The sequence below is a fragment of the Shewanella sp. DAU305 genome (assembly GCF_026802235.1).
Lineage (GTDB): Bacteria > Pseudomonadota > Gammaproteobacteria > Enterobacterales > Shewanellaceae > Shewanella > Shewanella baltica.
Map to the genome: position 1 here is coordinate 1,311,115 of NZ_CP113808.1, position 24,891 is coordinate 1,336,005.

The 24,891-nt window shown below is 48.3% G+C and carries 20 protein-coding genes and 1 tRNA gene; 7 read left to right on the forward strand and 14 right to left on the reverse strand.

The window, feature by feature from the left end; genetic code table 11:
• Positions 1-156: 156 nt before the first annotated feature.
• Entirely contained in the window at positions 157-1,746 is a 1,590-nt protein-coding gene (locus OX890_RS05755; RefSeq protein WP_006086035.1) for a bacteriohemerythrin, read from the forward strand.
• Positions 1,747-1,892: 146 nt separating this feature from the next.
• Positions 1,893-1,979: transfer RNA gene (locus OX890_RS05760), tRNA-Leu, on the forward strand.
• Between the two features lie 73 nt (positions 1,980-2,052).
• On the opposite strand, the gene modC is transcribed toward OX890_RS05760, so the two are convergent.
• From modC to modA, 3 genes are read right to left on the reverse strand one after another with little or no spacing between them, the layout of a single operon-like run.
• The gene (gene modC, locus OX890_RS05765; protein WP_268650231.1) at positions 2,053-3,138 is read right to left on the reverse strand and encodes a molybdenum ABC transporter ATP-binding protein ModC; all 1,086 of its coding nucleotides are present in this window, start codon (positions 3,136-3,138) and stop codon (positions 2,053-2,055) included.
• The gene (gene modB / locus OX890_RS05770; RefSeq protein ID WP_234371359.1) at positions 3,132-3,839 is read right to left on the reverse strand and encodes a molybdate ABC transporter permease subunit; all 708 of its coding nucleotides are present in this window, start codon (positions 3,837-3,839) and stop codon (positions 3,132-3,134) included. Before modB ends, modC begins: the two co-directional genes overlap by 7 nt.
• A gap of 1 nt (position 3,840) precedes the next feature.
• Positions 3,841-4,632: a molybdate ABC transporter substrate-binding protein gene (gene modA / locus OX890_RS05775; RefSeq protein ID WP_268650232.1), complete on the reverse strand. Its 792-nt coding sequence runs from the start codon at positions 4,630-4,632 to the stop codon at positions 3,841-3,843.
• 205 nt (positions 4,633-4,837) lie between these two features.
• Here modA and OX890_RS05780 point away from each other — a divergent pair, with 205 nt between their 5' ends.
• The 4 genes from OX890_RS05780 (at position 4,838) to OX890_RS05795 (ending at position 10,826) form a co-directional block, all read left to right on the forward strand.
• On the forward strand, positions 4,838-5,617 hold the full coding sequence (locus OX890_RS05780; protein WP_268650233.1) for a TOBE domain-containing protein: 780 nt from the start codon (positions 4,838-4,840) through the stop codon (positions 5,615-5,617).
• 466 nt (positions 5,618-6,083) lie between these two features.
• Complete coding sequence (locus OX890_RS05785; protein WP_268650234.1) at positions 6,084-7,316, forward strand: efflux RND transporter periplasmic adaptor subunit; 1,233 nt, start codon at positions 6,084-6,086, stop codon at positions 7,314-7,316.
• A 2-nt stretch (positions 7,317-7,318) separates the two neighbouring features.
• On the forward strand, positions 7,319-9,367 hold the full coding sequence (locus OX890_RS05790; RefSeq protein ID WP_268650235.1) for a MacB family efflux pump subunit: 2,049 nt from the start codon (positions 7,319-7,321) through the stop codon (positions 9,365-9,367).
• A gap of 7 nt (positions 9,368-9,374) precedes the next feature.
• Positions 9,375-10,826 (forward strand): efflux transporter outer membrane subunit, encoded by a 1,452-nt coding sequence (locus OX890_RS05795; protein ID WP_268650236.1) that lies wholly within the window; start codon positions 9,375-9,377, stop codon positions 10,824-10,826.
• A gap of 140 nt (positions 10,827-10,966) precedes the next feature.
• Here the strand turns inward: OX890_RS05795 and OX890_RS05800 are convergent, their stop codons facing one another.
• The 10 genes from OX890_RS05800 to OX890_RS05845 form a co-directional block, all read right to left on the reverse strand.
• Complete coding sequence (locus OX890_RS05800) at positions 10,967-12,109, reverse strand: site-2 protease family protein (RefSeq protein ID WP_006083005.1); 1,143 nt, start codon at positions 12,107-12,109, stop codon at positions 10,967-10,969.
• Positions 12,110-12,333: 224 nt separating this feature from the next.
• Entirely contained in the window at positions 12,334-12,711 is a 378-nt protein-coding gene (locus tag OX890_RS05805) for a DUF4144 family protein (RefSeq protein WP_006083004.1), read from the reverse strand.
• A 229-nt stretch (positions 12,712-12,940) separates the two neighbouring features.
• The gene (locus OX890_RS05810) at positions 12,941-14,629 is read right to left on the reverse strand and encodes a DUF342 domain-containing protein (protein ID WP_126491193.1); all 1,689 of its coding nucleotides are present in this window, start codon (positions 14,627-14,629) and stop codon (positions 12,941-12,943) included.
• Between the two features lie 480 nt (positions 14,630-15,109).
• Positions 15,110-16,153, reverse strand: coding sequence for a methyltransferase (locus tag OX890_RS05815; RefSeq protein ID WP_268650237.1), 1,044 nt, complete (start codon positions 16,151-16,153; stop codon positions 15,110-15,112).
• Between the two features lie 171 nt (positions 16,154-16,324).
• Entirely contained in the window at positions 16,325-17,644 is a 1,320-nt protein-coding gene (locus OX890_RS05820) for an alkaline phosphatase (protein WP_126491195.1), read from the reverse strand.
• 74 nt (positions 17,645-17,718) lie between these two features.
• Complete coding sequence (gshB, locus tag OX890_RS05825) at positions 17,719-18,672, reverse strand: glutathione synthase (protein WP_126491196.1); 954 nt, start codon at positions 18,670-18,672, stop codon at positions 17,719-17,721.
• Positions 18,673-18,763: 91 nt separating this feature from the next.
• Entirely contained in the window at positions 18,764-19,495 is a 732-nt protein-coding gene (rsmE, locus tag OX890_RS05830; protein ID WP_126491197.1) for a 16S rRNA (uracil(1498)-N(3))-methyltransferase, read from the reverse strand.
• Between the two features lie 8 nt (positions 19,496-19,503).
• Complete coding sequence (gene endA / locus OX890_RS05835) at positions 19,504-20,280, reverse strand: endonuclease EndA (protein WP_006082998.1); 777 nt, start codon at positions 20,278-20,280, stop codon at positions 19,504-19,506.
• Between the two features lie 173 nt (positions 20,281-20,453).
• A complete protein-coding gene (locus OX890_RS05840; protein ID WP_126491198.1) occupies positions 20,454-21,113 on the reverse strand; it encodes a SprT family zinc-dependent metalloprotease in 660 nt (219 codons plus the stop codon).
• A gap of 247 nt (positions 21,114-21,360) precedes the next feature.
• Entirely contained in the window at positions 21,361-22,530 is a 1,170-nt protein-coding gene (locus OX890_RS05845) for a hypothetical protein (protein WP_268650238.1), read from the reverse strand.
• 333 nt (positions 22,531-22,863) lie between these two features.
• Here OX890_RS05845 and blaOXA point away from each other — a divergent pair, with 333 nt between their 5' ends.
• Positions 22,864-23,751 (forward strand): OXA-548 family class D beta-lactamase, encoded by an 888-nt coding sequence (gene blaOXA / locus OX890_RS05850; protein WP_126491200.1) that lies wholly within the window; start codon positions 22,864-22,866, stop codon positions 23,749-23,751.
• Positions 23,752-23,915: 164 nt separating this feature from the next.
• Here the strand turns inward: blaOXA and OX890_RS05855 are convergent, their stop codons facing one another.
• Positions 23,916-24,827: a LysR family transcriptional regulator gene (locus tag OX890_RS05855; RefSeq protein WP_006082994.1), complete on the reverse strand. Its 912-nt coding sequence runs from the start codon at positions 24,825-24,827 to the stop codon at positions 23,916-23,918.
• Between the last annotated feature and the right edge of the window lie 64 nt (positions 24,828-24,891).

Below are 24,891 nucleotides of genomic sequence, written 5' to 3' on the forward strand. Positions count from 1 at the left end.
GATGAGTTCAAATAATTTAGCTTTGTTTGTTCTTCAGTTAGCGTCTAGGATTAATCTACTTAACCAGATCGATATTTTGTTATCGCACCATGCTATTTATTTGTTCTTGTTTTTTTAGATGAATGCTGTGATATCAGTTTTTTAAAGGAGTAAAAAATGGATTCTAATAAAAGTCGCAAGGATTCAATGGGATATAATTCTATCTTTGCGCCACTGCTGTTGCTGATTTATCCACTCTATTGTTTAGTGATCACAGGGCACTTTGTCGCCATCCTGTGTTTAAGCGCGCTCGCTGGCATTTTAATGTTCAACATCAATAAATTAATTCGCAATTTAAGACAGCTTGAACGTGCCGCCCATCATTTAGGCGAGGGGGATTTAAGCTATCAATTAGAAGAGAAAGATGCGGGCGTGTTCATTAAGGTCGTGCATAGTATCAACCGCATGGGCGAGGATGTAAGCCGCACGATTTTATCTTTGTCTGATACCTGCGAAGGGATGAAAAAAGTGGCCTCGGATATCAAGGTCATCAGTGAGCAGGCAAAACAAGGCGTGTTAGAGCAAGAACATCAAACGGAACTGGCCGCCAGTGCGATGACGCAAATGGTTTCAAGCGTGCAAGCAGTATCGCAAAATGCCGTGAGTGCGGCCAAGGCTGCCGATATTGCCCAAAGTTCTGCCAAGCATGGCGACCAAATCATGAATGGCATAGTGACTAAAATTGGCGCTATGTCAGCACAGATCCATGACACTCGAACTGTAATTGAACACTTGGCCGCCGACAGCAACAATATCAGTAGCATTATCGAAACGATTTCACAGGTGGCTGAGCAAACCAACTTGCTTGCCTTAAACGCCGCCATTGAAAGTGCGAGAGCCGGTGAACATGGCCGCGGCTTTGCCGTTGTCGCCGATGAAGTGCGTAATCTTGCGAAACGGACATCTGAAGCCACGGTTGAAATCCAACAACAAATCGCAGCATTACAAAAAGGTGCACAACATGGCGTTGAAGTCATGTTGAAAAACGTGGTCATTGCCGACGAAACCGCTGAGATGGTCAATCAAGCCCACAGCGCGCTCGGACAAATCGTCACGCAGGTAGAGACCATTACCGATATGTCCCATCAAATCGCCACGGCATCGGGGCAACAACACACTGTTGCTGAAGAAATTAATAAAAATATCACTGTGATGGCAGAGCTCGCACTGAGTAATGCGTCCCACACCAACAACACTAACTTATCGAGTTTGAAAGTGTATAACATGTCGCAGGAAATCGGCTCCTTGCTGCACCGATTCCATGTGAATGCGGCATTCTTTAACTCGAGTCAGGCACAAAATAAACTGTTTGTGAAATGGGGGCCTGAGTTAGACATAGGAATGCCAGAGATCAATCGTCAACATCAACGATTAGTGTCGCTGATCAATGAACTGCATCGCACATTAAACGAAGAGTATGGACTCGAAGCCATCAAACGTATCGTGCAAGGGCTGGTGGATTACACCGCCAATCACTTTGCCTATGAAGAAGAGCTCTTTGCCCGTTTTGGCTACCCACAAACCGACAGTCATAAGGAAAAGCACGGCAAGTTAGTCGGGCAAGTACTTGATTTTCAAAAGCGGGTTGTAAAAGGGGAAGATGTTGCCGACGAATTAATGACTTTCTTGAAGGCTTGGTTGGTTAACCATATCCAAAAAAGTGATAAAGAATATACCGCCTTTTTGTTATCCCATGGCGCAGAATAACCCCAAGAGCATGATTTTTGAGCGGTTAAATGCAATTTGTATTAAAGTCGCGGCAAAAGACTTGCCATTGTCATGGGCAAAGGTATAATTCCCAGCACTTAGAGACAGCCAGTTGTTTTGATTGCTTCTAAGTGCATATTTGATATGCCAGTGTGGTGAAATCGGTAGACACACGGGATTCAAAATCCCGCGCCCTTAAAAGCGTGCCAGTTCGAGTCTGGCCACTGGTACCAAATCCTTCTGATGAAGGAACTAAACCGACCTAGCGTCGGTTTTTTTGTACCTGAAATTTGGCAGTAGGTCGATTTAGTGGGATTCGGCGATATCCATTTGCGTCATAGTCACACCTTTGATTTGTGCATAAATCGCTTTGCCATGGGTGAGTTGCAGTTCATCGCAGGCCCAAGGGGTGATGTTGGCCCAAAGTTCATCGCGGCCTAGGGCGATTTTTAATTGGATTTGCTCACCATTATCGCTGGGGTATAAGTCTTTAATTTCTCCCTTCAATAGATTACGGATACTCGACCCTTTGGGGATTTCGGTGCAAACCGAGACATGGTTTGCCTGAATACGCACTTTGAGTTTCTTTGTCGTTTCAGCTAGATAACCGCTTACCCATAGATGGTTACCATCAGCCATCACGAGTCGCGTCATGGGGTAGTCGGGATGTCTGTCGGCAACCTTAGCACTGAGGAGTGAGCTGAGTTCCTGCAATGGCACCCAAGGGCGCATTTGCTCGCTATTCCACACTTCACTTAAGGCGCCTTGGGCGATCAATTTCCCCTGATGCAGCACCAGCATATAATCCGCCAGTTGTAAGATCTCATCTAGGCTGTGGCTCACATACACAATCGGCAGTTTTAGTTCCTGCGATAAGGTTTGCAGGTAGGGCAGTAACTCGCGTTTACGGGGTAAATCGAGTGACGCCAGCGGTTCATCCATCAACAGCATGTCGGGCGATGTCAGCAGAGCACGGCCAATGGCAACCCGTTGTTTTTCACCGCCCGATAGTGTGCAGGGATAACGACTGAGCAGTTTATCAATTCCCAGTAACCGCACAATTTTATCGAATAATACTGGGTTGGCTTTACGCACACCATAGTTGAGATTGCCCTTCACGCTATAGTGTGGAAACAGCCGTGCCTCTTGAAATACATAGCCAATATGGCGCTTTTCTGGGGGAAGGTTCACTTTGCCGTGCTGATAAAGCAGTTTGTCACCGAGGCGGATTTCACCGCTATCTGGGGTCGAAAGCCCGCCGAGCAGGTTCACGAGCGAGGTTTTACCTGCACCCGAGCGGCCAAAAACGGCGGTCACGCCTTGCAATGGCAATTGGGTATCGACTTTCAGTTGCAGTTGTCCGAGTTGTTTTTCAATATTAATTGTTAACATACGCTTGCCGTCCTCTGCAGGGCTTTTTTACTCAGCCATTGGGAGGCGAGTAAAGATGCGAGTGCGATTACTATCGAGATAATGCATAAACGCATGGCCTGATATTCAGCCCCTGGGGTTTCAATAAAAGAGTACATGGCGAGCGGAATCGTACGGGTTTCACCGGGGATATTGGAGACGAAGGTAATAGTCGAGCCAAATTCCCCTAGGCTGCGGGCAAAGGCGATAATCATGCCCGACACTATCCCTGGAGAGGTGAGCGGCAGTGTGATAGTGAGAAATACCCGCCATCGACTGCTACCTAAAGTGCGTGCGGCCTGCTCTAGTCGAATATCTACAGTTTCAAAGGATTGGCGTATGGCTCTGACCATCAGAGGGAATGACACTATCGCCGCTGCGAGGGCCGCACCGCGCCAACTGAAGCTAAAACTGATACCAAACCAATTAAATAACCACTGGCCGATAAAACCTTGGCGGCCCATGCTAATCAGCAGGAGGTAACCCACTACCACGGGCGGTAACACCAGTGGTAGATGGAGCACACTGTCGAATATAGCCTTGCCAGGAAACTCGACTCTGGCCAGCACCCAAGCGCATAAAATGCCCAAGGGTAAACTGGCGATAACGGCAACGGATGACACCTTTAAGCTGAGCAGCAGTGCGGCAATTTCATAGTCGCTTAGTAGAGAACCACTCAGCACCCTAATTCACTCCAAAGCCATATTTTTCAAACACATTTTTTGCGCTTGGGCCTTGCAGATACTCATTGAACGCTTTGGCGCTTGCCGTCGATTCTTGTTTGACTAAGGCGATAGGGTATTCAATTGGGCTGTAGCTCGTCTCTGGGAAGGTTGCCACGATTTTGATCTTCTGGGCGACTTTCGCATCGGTTGAATACACTATGCCTAGCGGCGCTTCACCTTGTTCAACTAAGGCGAGTGCGGCGCGGACATTGTTAGCGCGGGCGAGTAAGGGCTCAGCAGCTTGCCACAGCTTGAGATTTTCTAGGGCTTGCTTGGCATATTGTCCTGCGGGCACATGATCAGGATCGCCAACTGCCATACGGCTGCCTTTTAATGCGGTTTTGATATCCCAATCGCCATTGAGCACCACCTCTGTGATGGGGCTATTTTTCTCGGCAATCAAGACTAAGGTGTTTTTTAGCAAGGTTTTACGGCTGTTAACATCAACCGCTTTGGCATCGACCAGATAATCCATCCACTTTTGATTGGCCGAGACAAACAGATCGGCGGGCGCACCATTGGCCACTTGTTTTGCCAGTGTTGAAGAAGAGGCGAAGGAGAAGACCACCTTAGTATTGTGTTCCTTTTCATATTGCTGGCCGATTTCGTTAAGGGCATTGGTGAGTGATGCAGCAGCAAAAACAGTCACTTGCTCATTGTCTGCCGCAAAAATTGGGCTAGATGTCAGTGCAATTGTGAATAATGAAGCCGTGGTAAAACGCAGTAATTGCTTAAGGTGAATGGATTTCATTGTATTCCTCCGTGATAAAAAGTGATCGATATATACCAGTCTATATATCGATCATTCAAGCCCTAAGCAATCAATCAGTGATCTGTGTGTGGTTTCTTGCTGATTAATGGTATTAATCCGCTGAAATATCTCGGCAATCTTATTGGTATCCTCAAGGTGATGAAGGACAATAGGACTCAAGTCAGACTTGGGTGCGGGATAAACGATGGATTTACATGCATTACTTACGCTTTCCCTCGGGGATAAGCCCTTCGCCAATCCTAGGCGGATAAGCCTGCTTGAGCAGGTCGCCAACACAGGCTCGATAAGCCAAGGCGCCAAGCTTGCGGGGATCAGTTATAAAGCGGCGTGGGATGCAATCAATGAGATGAACACCACCATGCCCGAACCCGTAGTGTGTAGCGAAAAGGGCGGCAAAGGTGGTGGTGGCGCTAAACTCACCGAATTTGGCGAGCGGTTGCTCAAGGTGTATTCCATCACTTCCCAAGTACAAGAAATGGCTTTGGCTGCCTTGCTCGATGAGTCCGTCGATATGCACAGTTTATTGGATGTGATGGCGCATTTCTCCCTCAATACTAGCGCCCGCAATCAGTTAACGGCTCGTATCAATGGCATTGATTCATTTGGATTAAATGACAAAATTAGCGTGACCTTAGCGGGCGGACAACTGATTCAGATTTCTGTGACCCATTCGAGCCGCGAGCGCTTGCAGTTAGCCTTGGATAAATCTGTGTTGTTACTGTTTAAAGCCCCCGCGGTACGGGCGACGACACATGCCTGTGAACTGGATGGGCAAAATTGCCTCAGCGGCCGTTTGCTGAGCGTGACTGAGCTTGGCGATAAGGCCGAATTAGCCATAGATATTAATGGTAAAGACATCATCTATTCAGTGATGCCACTCACCCAAATGCAGAGTTTGGCTGTCGGCGAGCCATGTTTTGCCTGTTTTGATGCCACGCAGGTGATCCTCGCCAGCATGAATTAACCGAATGAAGTGATTAATTCGATTAATCACTGGGTTATTCACTGGGGATGGTCAGTACTTGGCGTGAATGTTTCGTAGCGGGTTGGTCGTTTTTGTATTTAAATCGACATCAAAGTCATAAGGCTTCACCCCACGACCTTGATCTTTCTTGAAAAAGAATTAAATGAAGTCTGTATCTAGATTCGTTTGAATGGCAGAACTACCACAAGTGGCACAATCATAGAACGTCGAACCCCTACAATTTACCGCCTAACGATTTGGTATCGCACTCAATCGGCATTGCTACCTAATGCTCAGCTGTGCTTCCCTTGCAAATTTCTACACAGATATTTGCAAATCTTTACCTGTTAACGACACTTCCTTCGTCTACTGTCTTTGGCTAACTCTATATACTGTTGGAACAATTTCTGTTCCTTAGCAAGATGAATGCTTGCTGTCTTTAGCATTGATGGACACGACAATACCGATGAAAAAATCCTCAAAGCGTAAATTGCTGCTCGCGTTAAGCGGCTTAATCCTCCTAGGTGGCGGTGCTTATTTTATGTGGCATAAGCCTGAAACGGCACCTGCCTATGTGACTGAAGCGGTGCGCCGTGGCGATATCGAAAACTCAGTGTTGGCCAATGGCATGTTGCAGGCCTCTAAACTGGTGAGTGTGGGCGCGCAGGTATCGGGGCAAATTTTAAGTTTGCCGCTGGCACTGGGGGATGAAGTAAAGAAAGGCGATTTGATTGCTCAAATTGACAGTCTAGCGCAGCAGAATAATTTGAAGGATGCCCTCGCATCACTCAAGAGTATCAATGCCCAGTTCCGCGCCAAACAGGCGCAGATCCGCCAAGCCAAGCTGGAATTTAGCCGCCAGCAGCAAATGCTTGCCGACAAGGCCAGTTCCCGCGCAGATTATGAAGTGGCCGATGCTAATTTAACGGTTTATCAAGCCGAGCTTGAGCAATTAGAAGCGCAAAAACAACAGGCTGAAATTAACGTCGACAGTGCCCGAATCGATTTAGGTTATACCAAAATCACCGCGCCTATGGATGGCACTGTGGTGTATTCGGCGGTGGAAGTGGGGCAAACCGTTAACGCCAATCAAACGACGCCGACGATAGTGGAAATGGCGCAGCTCGATACCATGACAGTTAAAGCACAGATTTCCGAAGCCGATGTCGTCAATGTCCATCCGGGTCAAGCCGTATATTTCACGGTTCTTGGCAAACCAAATCATCCCTACCGTGGCATCTTAAGGGCGATTGAACCTGGACCGATTTCGATGGATGGCGACGATAGTAATATGAGCTCTAGCGACTCAGACGCCATTTATTACCATGGGTTATTTGATGTTGAAAATCCTGACCGCACCTTGCGTATCGGCATGACGGCGCAGGTGTCCATAGTGTTAGCTAAGGCCGATGATGCGCTATTAGTGCCTGCGCAGATATTACGTATCAAGCCGAGGGAGAAATCCGCGGCGCCAGAGGCTAAGTCTGGCGAGCGCAAAGCCCGCAGTGGCCCGCAATATCAAGTGCCTGTGTTAGTCGATAACCAAGTGCAATATGTGGATGTCACTGTGGGGATTAACAACAAAATCAATGCTGAAATCATCGCAGGTTTAAAGGAAGGCGATCAGGTCGTGCTTGGTATGCCGTCTTCCGATGATGGCAGCAGCAAGTTCCGTCGTCCACCTAGCGTGAGGTTTTAACAGTGACAACGGCATTACTTGAAATTTCAGGTTGTTATCGCACTTTTCAGGCGGGTGAGCAGCAACTCACTGTGCTGAAAGATGTGAACCTGTCGATTGACCGTGGCGAGATGGTGGCGATAGTGGGCGCCTCTGGCTCGGGTAAATCGACCCTAATGAACATTCTTGGTTGTTTAGATAAGCCGTCAAAGGGCGCGTATTTTATCAACGGCCAAGATACCTCAACGATGGACGTGGATGAGTTGGCGCAGCTGCGCCGCGAGCACTTTGGCTTTATCTTTCAGCGTTATCATTTACTGGGCGATTTAACCGCCATAGGCAACGTCGAAGTGCCTGCTGTGTATGCGGGTAAAGAGCGCACGGTGCGTAAAGACAGGGCCGAGCATTTGTTAACGCGTTTAGGCCTTGGCGACAGGCTTGACCATAAACCCAATCAGCTCAGTGGTGGTCAACAGCAGCGGGTCAGTGTGGCGCGAGCCTTGATGAATGGCGGCGATGTGATCCTTGCCGATGAGCCGACTGGTGCGCTGGATAGTCACAGTGGTGAAGAAATGATGCAGCTGTTGCAGGAGCTGCACAGCGACGGTCATACCATCATTATCGTGACCCACGATATGCACGTGGCCCAATATGCCGACCGCATTATCGAAATCAAAGACGGCGTGATCATCAGCGATGAGCGCAGTCAGGATAAACAGACGGCTAAGCCGCAAAGCTTGGCGTCACAACATTCGTCATCACAAAACACGACCTCACAAAATACGGCGCCACAAAAGCCTAACGGCACTGTGATCGCAAAAACAGTGGCAGCAAAAGACAGCTCGCGTGCGCGAGTGGCTTCGTGGGACAGATATGTCGAGGCGCTTAAAATGGCGCTGGTGGCGATGTCGACCCACAGGTTACGTACCTTCTTGACTATGCTCGGGATTATTATCGGTATCGCCTCTGTGGTTTCTGTGGTGGCCTTAGGTGAAGGCTCGCAGCAGGCCATTCTCAAAAGTATCAGTTCGATGGGAACCAATACGATTGATATTCGCCCGGGTTCAGGTTTTGGCGATCGACGCTCGGCGCGGGTGCGTACCTTAACGGCGACCGATGCCAATGCCCTTAAAAATCTGCCCTATGTCGATAGCGTGACCCCTAGTATTGGCTCTAGCGCGACGGTACGTTTTGGCAATAAAGCAGTATCTGCCTCGGTGAATGGGGTGGGGCCAGAGTTCTTTCGCGTGAGAGGTTATGAGTTAGCGCAGGGGCAGTTTTGGGATGATGCCAGCGTTGCAACACTCGCCCAAGATGCGGTGATTGATGACAACACCCGTAAGGAGCTCTTTCCTAACAGTGCTGGCGGTAATAACTCGGCCATCGGCCAAGTGATTTTCCTCGGGGATTTACCCGTGCGCATCATAGGTGTGACGCAGCCAAAAGAAAGTGCCTTTGGTAACAGCGATGCGCTCAATGTGTGGGTGCCTTACACCACAGTTTCTGGCCGTATGATAGGTAAAAACTATTTGGATGGCATCACAGTACGACTCGATGAAACTGTGCCGAGTAATGCGGCGGAGCAGGGCATTATCGCGCTACTTAAAATGCGCCACGGCACTCAAGATTTCTTCACCATCAATACCGATACCATTAGGCAGAACATCGAAAAAACCACAGCAACCATGACCTTATTGATCTCGGCTATCGCGGTGATTTCCCTTGTCGTTGGCGGAATTGGGGTGATGAATATTATGTTAGTGTCTGTGACTGAACGGACCCGTGAAATCGGGGTACGTATGGCAGTGGGCGCGCGTCAGAGTGATATTTTGCGCCAGTTCCTTATCGAAGCCATTTTAGTGTGTTTGTGTGGCGGAACCTTAGGCATTGCTTTGTCCTACTTAATTGGCGTGGTGTTTGCTCAAACGGGAGGCAGTTTCCAAATGATTTATTCCACCACCTCCATCGTTGCCGCCTTTGCCTGTTCGACCTTAATTGGTGTGCTATTTGGTTTCTTACCCGCCCGCAATGCGGCGCAGTTAGATCCCGTTGACGCATTAGCCAGAGAGTAATAACACCATGAATACAAAAATATTTAATCGACACTTTTCGCCTCGTAGCTGCGCGATTGCTGTGGGCATGGCTTTGGGAATCACCTTGCTGGGTGGCTGTGGCAGTTTCATGCGTTCAGACTTTGAACCGCCCGCATTGGCGATTCCTGAACAGTGGCAAAACACCACAGTGAACGAGCAAGTAAAGGTCGATCCTTGGTGGCAGCAGTTTCATCAGCCTGAGCTTGATAAGCTGGTTAGCCAAGTATTGAGTACCAACAATGACTTAACTCTAGCGACCTTAACCCTGCGTAAAGCGCGCTTGCAGGCAGGGCTAACGCGGGACGCTCTATACCCGCAATTATCGGCCAATCTTGGTGCTTCCCGTAATCAGCCACTTGATGGTGGTGACGCGACTAAGAGTTACCAAGCCAACTTGTCTGTCAGTTATGAGGTGGATTTGTGGGGCAAAGTGTCGGCCAATATCGACCAAGCTCAATGGGCGGCGCTGGCGAGCGCCGAAGATAGGGAAAGCACCACCCAAAGCCTAGTGGCGACCACTGCATCCTTGTATTGGCAGATAGGATATTTAAATCAACGGGTTGATTTGAGCCAAAAGAGCATAGCGTACAGCAAGCAAACGCTGGCTTTAACCCAAAGGCAGTATGATTCTGGCGCCGTGACGCAAGTGAATGTGCTCGAAGCGCAGCGCAGCATGGCGGGACAAGAGGCGGCCCATAGTCAGCTTATCCAGCAATTAACTGTGGCTAAAAATGCCCTCGCGATATTACTCAATCAGGCACCTGCTGCTGACCCAGCGCAGAGTTTAGCCTCAGGGGATACTTGGGTTGAGATTAAGCAGCTCCCCGATGTGGCAGTGCCGGACGTTAGCGTGGGTGTACCCGCAGATTTGTTAGTCAGACGCCCTGATGTGAAGGCTTCCTTGTATCAACTGCGCTCCGCCTTGGCGAGTAAAGACGCCACCTATGCGAGTTATTTCCCCAGCCTGAGTTTAACCGGCGGTATTGGAGAGTCGACCTCAGAGTTAAAAGAGCTGTTACGCAATCCTGTTGGTAGCTTAGGCGCTGGGCTTGTCTTGCCCTTTTTGCAGTGGAATCAAATGCAAATCAATAACGACATTGCCGATATTGATTATCAAACCGCTGTGGTGAATTATCGCAAGACGCTCTATTCCGCCTTTGAAGATGTCGATAACGCGATTTCGGCTAAGCAGCAATATCGCTATCAAGGGGATAAGTTGGCGCAACAATTTAGCGCCGCGGCAGCCGTTGAAGCCATTTATGAGAGTCAGTACCGCAATGGCGCTATCGGTATTCAGAATTGGATTGATGCCCAAGAGAATCGTCGCAGCGCCGAGGCGGCTTTGCTCGAGAATCGTTACAACCAACTCACCGCCCAAGCGACGCTTTATCAAGCCCTTGGCGGCAGCGATATCGCCCCGCCTTTGGCAAAGGAATAACGCATTGTTGTAAAGCATCACGGCACTATAGAAAAACAAAAACCGCTATTAATAGCGGTTTTTCGTTTTAATATAACTCAGGCAAGCGCAAGCCTCTGAGTTGCTAGTGCCTTTGCGCTGCGTTTAGCCGTTAAGCTGAATTAGCTGCGCAATATTTGCAGCGGCAGACTGAGCATATCATCGCCGGTTCCGGCTAAGTGCCAGATGATGCCGACTAAAGCGCCAACCGTGAGCAAGTACCAAATCACTGAGAAGATTTGTCCGTATCTGTCTAATGGCAGCAGGTGGCTTTGATGGCGTGTGCGCCACTCGAAGATGATTTCTAAGCTGCCGATCAACAACAAGAATCCCAATAAGGCTAAGCCTAAGGTGTAGCTGATATACACACCGAAAGCGGCACCGGCGGCGCAGGCGACCAAGCCCATGATGCTGTTCATCGAAAAGCTGATGCTCTTTAAAATATGGCCGCCATCGAGTGGTAAAATTGGCAATAAATTAAATAGGTTAAGCAGCGCATTAAAGGCGGCAAGGCCTGCAAAAAACACATTGCCCGTGGCGTGGTAAGCAATCAAGGACGCGATGGACATCAGGAGGCCAAAGGTTGGCCCCATGATGGAAATAACAACATCTTGCCAACGCGTATTAATTTTTTCATCGGAGAGCGCGAGCCCACCCATAAAGGGAATAAGGTAAATTCCTTTGGTTTTCATCCCAAAATATTTCATCGCGCGGATATGGCCGTATTCGTGGAATACCAAGCAGGCGATGAGCGCGAGGGCAAATTGGAAGGAGAATAGCCAAGAATAAGCGGCAACGCTGGCGCCCGCTAACACCACTTTTATGACTTTGGCGCTCTTTAACAGTTTAAAACCAAGGGAGGCAAGTCCTACCATGCTCAGTTTTTGCTGCTTAACGATGGGCGTTTCAGGAGTTTGGCGTTCGATATCTTTTTCGGTCCGTCGCCCTTGGTCGATAATTTTGTCATCCTGCAGCAAGCAGTAATCGAGGCGGAAAGGCTGCCAAACGAGATCAGTTTCGAGGCGAACTTGAATTTTATTTTCTGTCATGGCGATGGCTTGCTCGCCACTTTCTGTCGCCAATGGACTGCTGTGGTGGGTGAGCTCAAAGACATGAACCTTGAGGCCGCCATTGTCGACGGAAGCTTCTTTTTGTGAGACTAAGGTGTTGTCCCAGAAGAGTTGTTGCCAGCCCGCGAGTGAGCCTTCTAAGCGCAGTTGTTTGCCTAAGCAGTCAATCTTAAGTAGTTCCAATTTCGGTTCCATCTGTTTGTATATTTAGTGCCAACTTAAACGTCATCCCTTGAGTCGACGCTGAAAATGGTCATTTTGAAGTGTATTTTAGCCGCGCTTTGCCAGTGGACTCGGCGCTGCTACACAGCGGCAAATTATGCCTGTGAATTCACTATGAGGATATTAGCTTTTAAGGTCATAGTGTTTTTTATTGAGCAACTGAGTTGTTGGTAGATAGTATCTCAGCTGCTTGCCGATTATTCATCGAGGGTGCGTACAATTTCAATCCCTTGGGAAATCGTTGTGAAAGCCAGTTTAGCGACACAGCATTGCCCCAGTGCTTGGGCGTGGTTTTGAACCCACTTGATAAATTCATTGAGCGGCAAATCTTGTTTTTGGCGCAGTAATTGCGGCAGTTCGCCGACGGGGTCTTCATGGATTTTCTGCGGACAGGCACTGATTAGATAACGCTGGCCTTTTGAGTCGAGTAATTGATCGGTATCGATAAAATGATGCTGATAGAGACAGGCGAGTTCGAGCCAATCCCTTTGGTGTTCTAGGTAAAGTAATTCGTCACTTTGAGTCAGTTTTACAATGGCTGGCCATTCAATACTCGACATCTTAACGCTAGTCATTTCAGATCCTTAGGAAGTTTAAAATGGGCTCCGAGACAGTCTCTGAGAACAATCGGCGGCAGTAGACAAGGATTAGGATTATACAAGAAGATACTTGGCATGCTGCTGCGTGAGTTTATCTGACAGCAGTATGCCACGCTGAGGGAAGATTGATAGAGGCCAGAGCAAGTTCACTGAGTCTGGCTGAATGAGGAAGACGTGACGACTGAGTCATCACTCCTAGCCAAGATTATGCGGTCGGTGCGGCTTTGGCTTTGGCGTTATAGTCAAAGTTAATCTCTTGACTGACATTGGCAATGCAGCAAGTGCCGTGTTCACGGGCGGTGCGATGATTCGCTGGACCTATATGTAACTCAACGTTAAGGAATACGTGTTTAAGCACTTCGATACGGTATTTCTCGTAATAGCCTTCGACCTCTTGTTTGAAGGTATCGAACTCGAGTTCTTCGCGGGTGCGTTCATCCATAATGCGATTCTTCTCATCGAGCATCATTTTGATTTGCTCGATCATCGCCGCGTCGCCTTGCCATTCTGATTTAGGCGGCAGCTTATTGAGGCGAGCCTCAATATCTAAACTGGCGACGACCATAGCTTTAACGCTTTCATCGAGCAGCTTGAGATCTTGTTTGAGTTCGGCATGTTCCATCGCGCAATAAACGTCGGTTTTGGTTCCCGCCGTTGCCCCTATGACAACCGCCGTGATGCCTTTCTCAGCACGCGCGACACCGCCCACCAGATCGCCACGACGACCACTCGGATCGCTGACCGTTAAACTGCCGGCGGTTTTGGTATGGCTGTGCAGCAACTGTTTAGTGACTAAGATATTGCCCTTGGCTACCAAATTGGAATATTGCACAAACTGGGCGCTGATCTGCCCTTGAGAATGGATATTGGTAGAGTATTCATTGGCTTTGATTTGTCTGCCAATGATGCCTTTACTGACTGTGACATCACCTTCAGCCTCTAGGGTAGCGGAGTCCACAAAGCCCATCACGGTAATATCGCCCGAGCTTTTAACAACCATGCCCTCGTGGACATCGCCGGTGATTAAAATACTGCCCTTAAAGCTGATATGACCTGTGCCTATGTCGACATCTTTAAGCTGCAAAATATCATCAACATTCATACCAGTACGGGTTTCGACGGGTTGCCCTGGCACTGTGGCGATGAGTTTGTTGGGATCTTTGGGATGAAAATCTGTGCCTGTACCGGCTTGAAGCACGGCATCTTTACCCGGTTTTTGTTTAAGCACTTCGCCCTTGATGTTGTAACCCGGCGTGCCTTCGGTGGCGGGGTGCTTAACCATCAAGAGATCATTGGCTTTGACGACGATAAGCGAGCCGAGATTGCGCATATCGACACTGCCATCTTCCCGCTCTTGTGGCTGGAGTAAGCGTTCACGCGCGAGGAATACTTTGCGTTCTAATACCGCATTGAGTCCATTGACTGGGGCTTTACCTTGGGCGATGTCACTTTGGCAGACTTCGCCCGCCTTGAGCGTACCGAGTTGTTTCAGTAGCGCTTGAATTTTGAGTTTGCTCAACCCCATGCAGACGTTGTTCTTTTTGAGATGGGTAAGGATCTCTGGCAAATCTATCTGTTTACCGCCCCATGCTGCGGTCAGTTTGAGGCTGGCTTGCATTTTATCTGGGCTAATTTCGATTGCTATGGTGCCATCGCGGCGTTCGGCTAAAACAGCAAACAGCTCAAATTTTCCATCATCCTGATTATAAAGAGAGTTGATTTTAGCGACGGTTTTAGCAATGGCAGGCTCTAGCGGAAACAGGGAGGAAAATTCGGGTAAAGATAGCAGGCGCATGATGTCATCTTGGCTCACAGGTCCATGGACATTAGGAATTAGGCGTAACTCAGCTTTGGTTTTATCGCTGCTTAGCTCAAGGAGTTCAGGGTCCAGCATAGGGGCATTCCTAGTAATTGCGTTTTATTATTGTTTAAGAAGCTGATTTGAGTATAACAGTAGAAACTTAGGGTAAAGAAGCCTTTTTGGTTGCAAAAGCAGCAAATGTTGGCATTTTGTTGTTAATGGTCTATGGGGTGATTTATAAATAGTTTTTTATAAGAAATTGAATGGGATAAGCAGTGTTATCTCTGGTTTATCTTTACTAATAGCAGTGCAAGCCGCAACTTAATGCTAACTTTCGATTTAGCCATTATTTTGATGTTTTAAATCAAATCCCTATGCTAGGAACGGCAGTTTGATGTAAATGAAAGCCTGTTTACCGGAATCGCTGACATGCGGCAGATCACAATATTGAGTTTTGTAACGTGAGGAAAGATAAGCTTTATCTGAAAAAACAGGGATAGTGATACGAGTGAGTATGAGGCGTAGTCAATAACGCGCCTATAACCAAAGCATAAGCGCGTTATCTATAGGGTTTTACTTGTGCTGGAAGTAATACAGCTTGTACTTGTTGTTATCGGCAACCACTTTTAATTGGCCAAATTCGGCGGCAATGATATCGGAATAGGGTAAGTGGCGGTTGGCGACAATTTGCCAAATGCCGTTATGTTGTAATTGCTTGGCACTATCAGTGACAAAGTTCTGCGCTATGCTGGTGGTGCTTGCAAGGCCATCGTGGAACGGCGGATTAGAGATAATGCCGTTAAATTTCCCAGTGGTTTGCGCGAGTCCATCGGAAGGATAGACTTTGGCCGTCATGCCATTGGCGGCTAAGGTGAGTTCGCAGGAAGCCAAGGCCATCGCATTAATATCGACACACTCTAAAGATAAGCTCGGCTGCGCTTTGAGCAGGGCTGCGGCAATCACGCCGGCGCCGCAACCAAAGTCGAGCACTCGGCCCGAGAGTGTCGGCAGGTGCGACAGTAACAATTCAGTACCCAGATCTAAGCGTTTTTCGCTAAACACCCCAACTAAATTGCAGATACTGATTTCGCCCTGTGGTGTAGTCAGTTGATACTGACTGACCCAGTCGCTGAGCTTCATCGCTGGTGAGCCGCCTTCTAAACTGCTGCCAAATAACAGGCAGTGGCGAGCGTTATCGAGCTTCATTCCAGTCGCAAAATACTCAGGCAACAGCTTTACTAAAGACTTAATCCCGCCTTTGTTTTCTCCAACGACTAACAGTTGGCCGTTAGGCACAAGATGATTGGCGGCGAGGTTAAACAAATAAGGTGCTAAGGGTTTGGCCTTGGGGAAATAAACAATAACCGTATCGTATTTTTCTCGCTCAACTGGGTCTTGGTTTGGCAGTTCATGGCCGAAATAGCAACGCAGCTTTGAGTTGGCGTGCGGCGCTAAGTGCAAGTAATGGTGGTAATCCAAGGCGAGTGCATCGACTGATGCCGCGACATCGAGCAGGGCTTTTGGCAGTAGATCGGCTTCATGATTGAGCACTAAAACTTTATGTTGGCTTAGGCTGTCTTGATTACGAATAATGACTTGCGATGGATTGGTTAACACGGTTACAGGCACCTATAAACTTAAGTGTGGGCATTATACCCGTTATTCACGCCTGAGCCAGTTTGCATCGAATCCCTGCGCCAAGACCTAATAAAATCCCTAATAAAAAGACCCAATAAAAAAGGCAACTGCATTATGCGGTTGCCTTCTATTCGTTGAATCACTTAGACATTAGCTCTTAGGTTTCTTCGGTTTTGGCAATAAGCTGAAAATCTTATTGGCGATATCGGTATTGTCTTGATGGCCGTTAAACAGCTCAGATGCCGGACCTGCGGCAAAGACTTGTACGTCTGTGCCTGTGTGGCCGTCGGTTGTCCAACCTGTATCAGTACGTTTATCAATAAGATGGCGAATTGCCACCGCCATGGTTTCTAATCCCTGCATTCTGGCGACGTTTAATTTGGCGACTTCTTCTTCGCTAAGTTCAAAGCCTAAACCGCGGGCAAGATCGGCTTGCCATTGTTCGCCACTGATGGCGGCTAAGGCTAAAGTGTCTGTGCTAGCCGAGATATTACGCAGGATTTCAGGGTTCCAGTTGTAGTTACCATCGACGCCAATCGATAGGCCACCGGTATTGTGGTCGGCGGTGATCACCATCAGGGTATCGGGATGTTCGCGCACAAATTGCTCAACCACTTCAATGGCATTGGAGAATTCATCCATCTCACCCATGGCAGTGGCGATATCGTTATTGTGGCCCGCCCAGTCGATGAGACTCCCTTCGACTAACAGCACAAAACCTTGGTCATTTTGCGACAGTAAGCTGAGTGCCTTTTGGGTTAAGGTGCTGAGTTTTCTTGCATCTTTCTCATCAATCGCCCAAGGCAATTGTACTTCAGCAAACAGGCCCAACACTTTTGGTTGGGTGATGCTGGCGAGATCCTCAAAACGGCTGATGTGTTGATAGCCCTTGGCTTTAAACTGCTCTAACAGCGCAGGAGGAAAATACTTTTGACCACCGCCTAAAAATACATCGGCGTTGGTTTCTAAATAGCTGAGTGCCAGAGCGTCGTAATTTTTACGGCTTTCGTTGTGGGCCAAAAAGGCCGCTGGCGTAGCGTGGTTGATTTGCGATGTTACCGCGACACCTGTGCTGAGGCCAAGGGATTTGGCTTTTTCGAGTATGGTCGGCAGCGGTTGTTTTTGGGTATCGACCGAAATCGCCCCATTATAGGATTTTACCCCAGTGGCGAGTGCGGTTGCCGCGGCGGCTGAGTCAGTCACATAACCACTGACGCTCGCGGGATAGGTACTCGCCATGCCCACCAGTAAACGGTCGAATACGGTTTGCTCTACTTCTTCAGTGTCAGGATTATCCTTGTAATAGCGGTAGGCGCTGGTGTAAGACGGCCCCATACCATCACCTATCATGATGACGATATTTTTCGGTCGCGATGGCGCTTTCGTTGGACCCGTTTCATCTGCCCAAACTGGCGTAGATAACAGCAAACTGATGCCGAGTAACAAGAGTGGCGCTTTGGTGAAACTCATATCACATCCCTAGAAGTGGTTCGGCGCTCGCGATTTGCTCGCGCCTTACAATCAACAAACTCGTTGGTAAATTCTTATGCTTTTGCGTTAATGCGTGCTTCGATAGCATCCATTAACATGCCCGTGATGTCGACATCGAATGCCGCTTGGATTTCACGGATACAGGTTGGGCTCGTCACATTGATCTCAGTCAGCTTGTCACCAATCACGTCCAGCCCGACAAAAATCAGTCCACGTTTTTTAAGCTCAGGGCCAATGGCGCGGGCAATTGCCCAATCGCTGTCGGATAAAGGCTGCGCCACACCGCTACCGCCGGCGGCTAAGTTGCCACGGGTTTCACCTTTCATTGGGATACGTGCCAGCGCGTAAGGTACAGGCTCGCCATCGACCACTAAAATGCGTTTATCGCCTTTGGTAATTTCAGGGATAAAGGCTTGCGCCATCGCATATTGTTGGCCGTAGCTGGTCAAGGTCTCGATGATCACCCCAAGGTTAGGGTCATCCTGCTTCACGCGGAAAATCGAGGTGCCGCCCATGCCATCTAAAGGCTTGAGAATGATATCGCCCTTAGCTTGGTGGAAAGCGCGGATACGTTTGGCATCACGGGTCACGATCGTTTCTGGGGTGAATTCGCTAAACCATGCGGTGAACAGCTTTTCGTTAGCATCGCGTAGGCTTTGTGGCTTGTTGACGATCAACACGCCTTGTTCTTCGGCGCGCTCAAGCATGTAAGTGGCGTAGATGAACTCAGTATCAAATGGCGGGTCTTTACGCATTAAGATCACGTCGAGTTCGCTCATTGGCGTGTCTTCAGATTCACCTAGTTCATACCATTTACTCGCATCATTGATGACCGTTAACGGACGCATATTGGCCATCGCCACACCGTTGACCATGGCAAGATCGGCCATTTCCATATAAAACAGTTGATAACCTCTGTCCTGCGCGGCCATTAACATGGCAAAACTGGAGTCTTTCTTAATGTTGATCTCACTGATGGGGTCCATCACTATGCCGAGTTTTATCATTAATCTGTTCCTTATTTGTCGCCGTTTGCAGGCAAAAAAGCATTTATTGGATAATGGGGTCTGTTATGCCAGCGCAGCTTGCGGCTGCGGTTTAGCCTAAATCACCAAATCTGAGTTGCAGCGCTGTAATGGCCGTGAGCGAGGCAGTTTCGGTGCGAAGCACTCTGGGGCCAAGCAACACATCGGTAAATTGATAGGTTTCTGTCATGGCGATTTCTTCCGCCGACAAACCACCTTCTGGGCCAATTAACAGGCGCACGCGTGTGTGCGCTAAATCTAAGCCATTGATGCCGTGTGCGGCACGTGGATGTAAATTGAGTTTCAGTGCCGAGGTTGGCTCACTGCACCAATCGTGTAAGTCCATCGCTGGGCGAACCAGGGGCACTTGGCTGCGGCCCGATTGTTCACAGGCGCTTACAACGATTTTCTGCCATTGTTGAATTTTTTTCTCTAGGCGTTCGCCATTAAGCTTTACACCGCAGCGATCGGAAAACAGCGGCGTAATGGTATTCACACCCAGCTCGACCGATTTTTGAATGGTGAATTCCATTCTATCACCACGGGAAATCACTTGGCCTAAGTGCAAGTTGAGTGGCGACTCAGATAAATTGGCCTCACAGGAAAGCAGTTTTACTGTGACATGCTTTTTACCCGCATCGACAATTTCAGCAAGATAATCATGGCCATCGCCATTGAATAGGCTGATATGTTCGCCGTTACCCATACGCAGCACTTTGCCGATATGGGCCGCGCCATCTTCGTCTAAGTTCAACTGTTGATTGATGGCTAATGGCTGAGGTTGATAAATTCTTGGGACTCTCATTGTCGACCTTACTCGGCTAATTGTTGACGCAGTGGTGGCGCATTACAGGCATTCTGCACAAAGGGGTTATGGTTGCCTTGAGTTTGCGCTATGGCGTTATCGCGTTTGCACTCAATAGTATCAACTGGATAGGTTTTATCCCATGCCTTAAACAATTTTAATTGGCTCGACGCGATTTTAAGCCCATAGGTCTGCTGCATATAGAGGTAGGTTCTGGCTATCTTGCCGCGGGCGTTTACGGGCGGCTGCGCCTGACGATTCTTAAAATCGACCACCATAGCGCATTGGCCATACTGGTCGGCTTTACCGTTCCATTGGCTAAAACGGAAGTTGCTGCGATCGCCGTTCACTTCACCGATAGCGGGCACTAAGTTGTGCATATCCGCTTCCATCTTATTAAATTCATTACTGTTATCGGCGCAGTTTTTACGCCCGCCCTTTTGCCAGCATTGGAGCTGATGGCCAAATTCCCAAGCGGGCACTATGTGTTCCCACTCGATACGGTTGGCGCGGGTTTCCTGTTTACGGACTTGATAACCGCAGCTGGCGAGATCGGGTTTCCACGATTTGCCTTTGATCTGAATATCGCAGCCACAGTAAAAACTGGTGGCGGGTAGAGTGCCTTGGCGACTTCCGGCGTAGAGCGCCTGCGACTTGGTTTTCGCTTGGCTGAAACTGCTGGGGTGTGACACTGAGGCGCTAGCGGGCACAGATGAGGTCGCGGCCCAAGTGATTAGGCACAACAAAAGTCGCCGCGAATTAACGGTTAAAGAAGTTTTGTTCAAAATTTATCCCAAAATAACAAACACTACGCGAGCCTTTGGCTCGTCTTTTATGGCGTGATGGTAAGGGAAATACCGCTGCTTATGCAAATTGCGTCGTACTTTTTACTCACGCAATTCCCAAATGCTGAAATTCGAATTGTGGAGTGGGTGTGAGGATTGTGCGCGAAGAGGGCTTAGATCGCCGTTAAATGGGTCTTACAGCGTTTACAGATATAACGGCTTTCACCGCGTAGCACCTTGTTATGGCGGCGAATACTCAACCGAATAGGTCCACAGGCGCAGCGATACTCCACGTCGCGACCTGCCACAGAAGTGGTATTGAAGCTGTGGGTGGTACTCGGGTTAACCTTAAATACCGTTAGCATCAAAGATTGCCATTCTTTACCGTGGGGCTTGGTTTTACCAAAAAGCTGAAAACACAGTAAATGACAAATTTCGTGCGGTACAACTTCAGTTAGAAAAGCTTCGCTGTTTTCGCGTAGTAACACGGGATTGAATCGCAAATGATTCTGCTGCAGATGAGCCGTACCCGCGCTCTTTCCCCTGAGACTAAATTGTGTGACTGGGCGTGGGAAAGCGCGCTTAAGCGATATCTCAGCTTCTTGATAACAAGCTTCAATTCGCTCTAGTACTTGTATTTGCAGTGACGAGAGTGGGCGTGATGAACCGGTGAAAATATGTGCCTGAGCCAGATCTTGTACTGGTGGACTCGTTATCAGCTGCGACTTATCTTGGCTTTGGCCCAAGGCTGCGTATGTCGATTTTGTCAGTGGGGCGAGTGCTTCACTGCTGCGACGACGTAAAGCATTGAGTAAGTCTGCAGGTTTCAACATAGGGTTAGCGTTGGATCTCGTCGGTTAAAGGTAAACATTGAGTGCTTAACACTCATTTAGTTATAAAAGCATCAGTTATGAAGCCAATCCTAAGTATGGCGCTTGGCTTCTGCGTTCGAACGCTTGTTCTTGCAATCCGCTCTTATACTCAGCCTTCCAAATCAGCGATTGAAATAAGAGTCAGGCCAAGCGTTCGCATCATAGCGAACGCTATCTGACAATGCCAGTTTCAGCCAGTGTGGCTTGGTTATAAACTCGCCACCGCTTGCATCACCATAGTGCGCACTTGTTCGATTATGGCTTGCTCAGTATCGGCGTCATAGCCTTTGACTCTAGGGGTGTGAATGTGGCCGACTTTCGCACGGCTATTAAACTTTTGCTGCAACACTATGGCGCGATAGGAAATTTCATTAGAAAGATAACCGCCGCCAGATCCTTCGACCGACGTTTCGTTTTGCAGCTCATTCAATGATGTTGCACTAAACTCACCGCGAGCAAGGGTCGTGACAGTGTGGTTATCGTTGACTTTCCATTGGCCATCTTTTACTTGCATGGCTGCAACAGGCAGCGAGAATTCGACAAATTGCGGGCCGATAAAATCTTTGCCATTGAGCTTGGGGGCAACCGGTGCGGTTTTAGTGCCGCCAGTGAGGACATTTTGGTTATCGTGCGCCGCGGCACTGCGATTTCGGGCAGGGAAGCGTTCAATATCAAAGTCAGTTCGGCCCATGCTGACGGTAAATACAAATTTGGTTTTAGGATCGCGGTATATCGGGCTCAGTAGCGATTCGATAAGTCCTTGGTCAAAATCTTCAAAACGCACTGGCACCATAGCAGTTTCGATTTGCGCCGTTTTGCCATTTACATCAAAGCGGAAACCATCCAAGGCGAGGGCGACTAAGCCGGAAGGATTACTCTGGGTGATATCTTTATCGAGGAAGAAGGGATCGAAACCCGTGAGGAATATTTTGATTTGAACATCATCAGCATATTGAATATCGCTAAAACCCCGAGAGGCCTTTTCAACCGCACTCATTAATATGTCTTGTTGCCAATCGGCCATTTTAAAGTTGGCGCTGGTGCTCTTAAGACTATTAAGCATGGCAAGGCGCGCCCAATATAAAGGTCGGTCGTCAACATGACCGGACTGCACATCGCGTACCGCCTGTTGCCATAATCTGTGACCTTGGCGCGCCGCTAATTGGGTGGCATCGACTTCGTTTTTCTTAGAGCTTAGCTGCTGGGTCAGGCCATCATCGAGTGCTTGATAACGAGTCACGACTTCACCCATGGTTGTTTCGGCTGTCGGTAGGCGGGAAACTTCAACATCACCAAATAGCTGCATAGCACTGGCCGTATTGATCAAGCTACTGGCGAGGATTAGCGTTAACACTGGCTTCAATACTGGCTTCAACATTTTTGATTTCCCTGTAGTGATAAGACGTTATTGATTGGAAATGATGTCCATCTCGTCCTGCGGAAGGCTCTTATGCCAAAAAGTATGCACTACAAGCTGAGGGTAATAAAGTTATGCTCAGTGATCTTCGTCATCTTATGCCAATATCTTCTATCTCAACATCTTCTATTTCAAAGGCGGCGGAGCTGGCATCAGTCCTTCTATGGCAGAACTTACTTGCCTCTTTTTTGCCACAATTGGTCAGCAGTTTGCTAGGGCATGCAAACACGCTAAGTGATAGCCTTAAGCACTTTTTTAGTTCATTGGATTTTTTGTTTTCTACAAGGAGACTTTATGCGTTCGTTCGCCATATCGACTGTGTTGGTGATGTCCTCACTGTTAGCGTCGTCAATCATAGCTGCCCCGACATTTGCCTCAACAGCGGCGAAGACGGAGTGGCAAGAAACCCGCAGTTGGGATGCCATTTTTACTCAGCACCAAGTTGAACCGCAACAAGCTAAGCAACAACAAGCTAAACCGCAAAAAACTAAGTCCCAACAAGCCTCGGGCGTAGTGGTGCTGTGGAACGAAAATAAGCAACAGGGATATACCAATAATCTCAAACGTGCCAATCAAGGTTTTTTACCGGCATCGACCTTTAAAATCCCCAATAGCTTGATTGCGCTCGAGTTGGGTGTGGTGAAGGATGAGCATCAAGTGTTTAAATGGGATGGTAAAAGTCGTGATATCGCCACTTGGAATCGTGACCACAACTTGATTACCGGGATGAAGTATTCGGTTGTGCCCGTCTACCAAGAGTTTGCCCGCCAAATTGGTGAGGCGCGGATGTCGAAGATGATCGCCTCTTTCGATTATGGCAATGAGGATATCTCGGGTAACTTAGATAGCTTTTGGCTCGATGGCGGTATTCGGATTTCGGCCACTGAGCAAATTGATTTCCTGCGTCGGCTTTATCACAACAAGATCCATGCCTCAGAGCGCAGTCAACGAATCGTTAAGCAGGCCATGCTCACCGAGGCGAATTCTAACTATATTATTCGCGCAAAAACCGGCTATGCGGTCAGAGCTGAGCCAAGTATTGGCTGGTGGGTGGGTTGGGTAGAACTCGATGATAATGTGTGGTTTTTTGCAATGAATATGGATATACCTGACGCCGCAGGTTTGCCATTGCGTCAAGCCATCACTAAAGAAGTTTTAAAACTGGAACACGTTATTCCTTAGGTCATGCTAGGTCGCGTCTCTAACTTAAAACCTTGCAGTATTGCGTATTGAATTTAAGTCGGATACTTGGCTGACTTAAATCGTAATACTAAAAGCCTAGACTCAGATCTAGGCTTTTTTATTGGGCTTTTTTGAAACAGGCATCCTTGATGCGACGGGAAACTCTAACCCATGAGGGATTGCAGGCTTTCTTGGCTGCTGAAGCGTTTTACGAAGAAATCCAAAAAGACGCTGATGTTGGTGGCCAGTTGACGTCGGCTCGAATAAACCCCGTAAACCTTAAAGGGTTCAATCGGCCATTCCTGTAAAATCGGTACTAGTTGTCCATTGGCGAGTTCGGTCTTACAGGCCGAATTGGATAACATGGCGATGCCAAAATCATCCATGGCTAACTGTTTTACCATGATAGGGCTGTTGACCCGCACTTTACGCTGGAAGTTTGCCATGGTTTTACGCGAACCTTTACCCAGTGGCCAAATCGGCGCCGAGCGAGAAGTCCCCAATAAAATGCCACTGTGCAGGCTGAGTTCTTTTGGCGTTGCGGGCGTGCCTTTTAGTTTTAAGTAACCTGGGCTTGCGACTAAAATCGGTTGGCGTTCAAACAGTAATCGTGCGACTAAGTCCGATGATTGAAGTGGGCCATATTTGATGGCTATGTCATATCCTTCGCCGACCAAACCAATATCGTTGTCGGTAAACTGGACATCTAATTCAACATTGGGATATAAACGCATAAATCCGCTACAGAGGTTAGCGATAAGTTCTTGGCTAAATGACACAGGGATCGCAATCCGTAATGATCCTGACACATCATCGTGAGTATTCTCGATAACAGCCTTGGCCGCTTCCACCTCATTGCGAATGGAATCACAGTGTTGGTAAAAGAGTGCCCCGACTTGGGTCAGACTCAAGTTACGGGTGTCGCGCTGTAGCAATCGCACGCCAAGTTGTTCTTCAAGCTGCGCGATTTTGCGACTTATGGTGGATTTTGGGTGGCCGGTTTCACGTGCAGCTTGGGAGAATCCCTTAGCTCTAACTACGGCTGCAAATAGCATCATACCGTTTAAATCTGGCATGTTTTTCCCACTGTCTCATATTTGGAACATAGCGTCTTATGCAGTTTAATGGCATTTGACGGGA

Bases quoted from the DNA above. Each gene is read 5' to 3' on its own strand.
- OX890_RS05755 (WP_006086035.1), top strand. From the start codon at position 157: ATGGATTCTAATAAAAGTCGCAAGGATTCAATGGGATATAATTCTATC.
- modC (WP_268650231.1), bottom strand. From the start codon at position 3,138: ATGTTAACAATTAATATTGAAAAACAACTCGGACAACTGCAACTGAAA.
- modA (WP_268650232.1), bottom strand. From the start codon at position 4,632: ATGAAATCCATTCACCTTAAGCAATTACTGCGTTTTACCACGGCTTCA.
- OX890_RS05780 (WP_268650233.1), top strand. From the start codon at position 4,838: ATGGATTTACATGCATTACTTACGCTTTCCCTCGGGGATAAGCCCTTC.
- OX890_RS05785 (WP_268650234.1), top strand. From the start codon at position 6,084: ATGAAAAAATCCTCAAAGCGTAAATTGCTGCTCGCGTTAAGCGGCTTA.
- OX890_RS05795 (WP_268650236.1), top strand. From the start codon at position 9,375: ATGAATACAAAAATATTTAATCGACACTTTTCGCCTCGTAGCTGCGCG.
- OX890_RS05800 (WP_006083005.1), bottom strand. From the start codon at position 12,109: ATGGAACCGAAATTGGAACTACTTAAGATTGACTGCTTAGGCAAACAA.
- OX890_RS05805 (WP_006083004.1), bottom strand. From the start codon at position 12,711: ATGACTAGCGTTAAGATGTCGAGTATTGAATGGCCAGCCATTGTAAAA.
- OX890_RS05810 (WP_126491193.1), bottom strand. From the start codon at position 14,629: ATGCTGGACCCTGAACTCCTTGAGCTAAGCAGCGATAAAACCAAAGCT.
- OX890_RS05820 (WP_126491195.1), bottom strand. From the start codon at position 17,644: ATGAGTTTCACCAAAGCGCCACTCTTGTTACTCGGCATCAGTTTGCTG.
- gshB (WP_126491196.1), bottom strand. From the start codon at position 18,672: ATGATAAAACTCGGCATAGTGATGGACCCCATCAGTGAGATCAACATT.
- rsmE (WP_126491197.1), bottom strand. From the start codon at position 19,495: ATGAGAGTCCCAAGAATTTATCAACCTCAGCCATTAGCCATCAATCAA.
- OX890_RS05840 (WP_126491198.1), bottom strand. From the start codon at position 21,113: ATGTTGAAACCTGCAGACTTACTCAATGCTTTACGTCGTCGCAGCAGT.
- OX890_RS05845 (WP_268650238.1), bottom strand. From the start codon at position 22,530: ATGTTGAAGCCAGTATTGAAGCCAGTGTTAACGCTAATCCTCGCCAGT.
- blaOXA (WP_126491200.1), top strand. From the start codon at position 22,864: ATGCGTTCGTTCGCCATATCGACTGTGTTGGTGATGTCCTCACTGTTA.
- OX890_RS05855 (WP_006082994.1), bottom strand. From the start codon at position 24,827: ATGCCAGATTTAAACGGTATGATGCTATTTGCAGCCGTAGTTAGAGCT.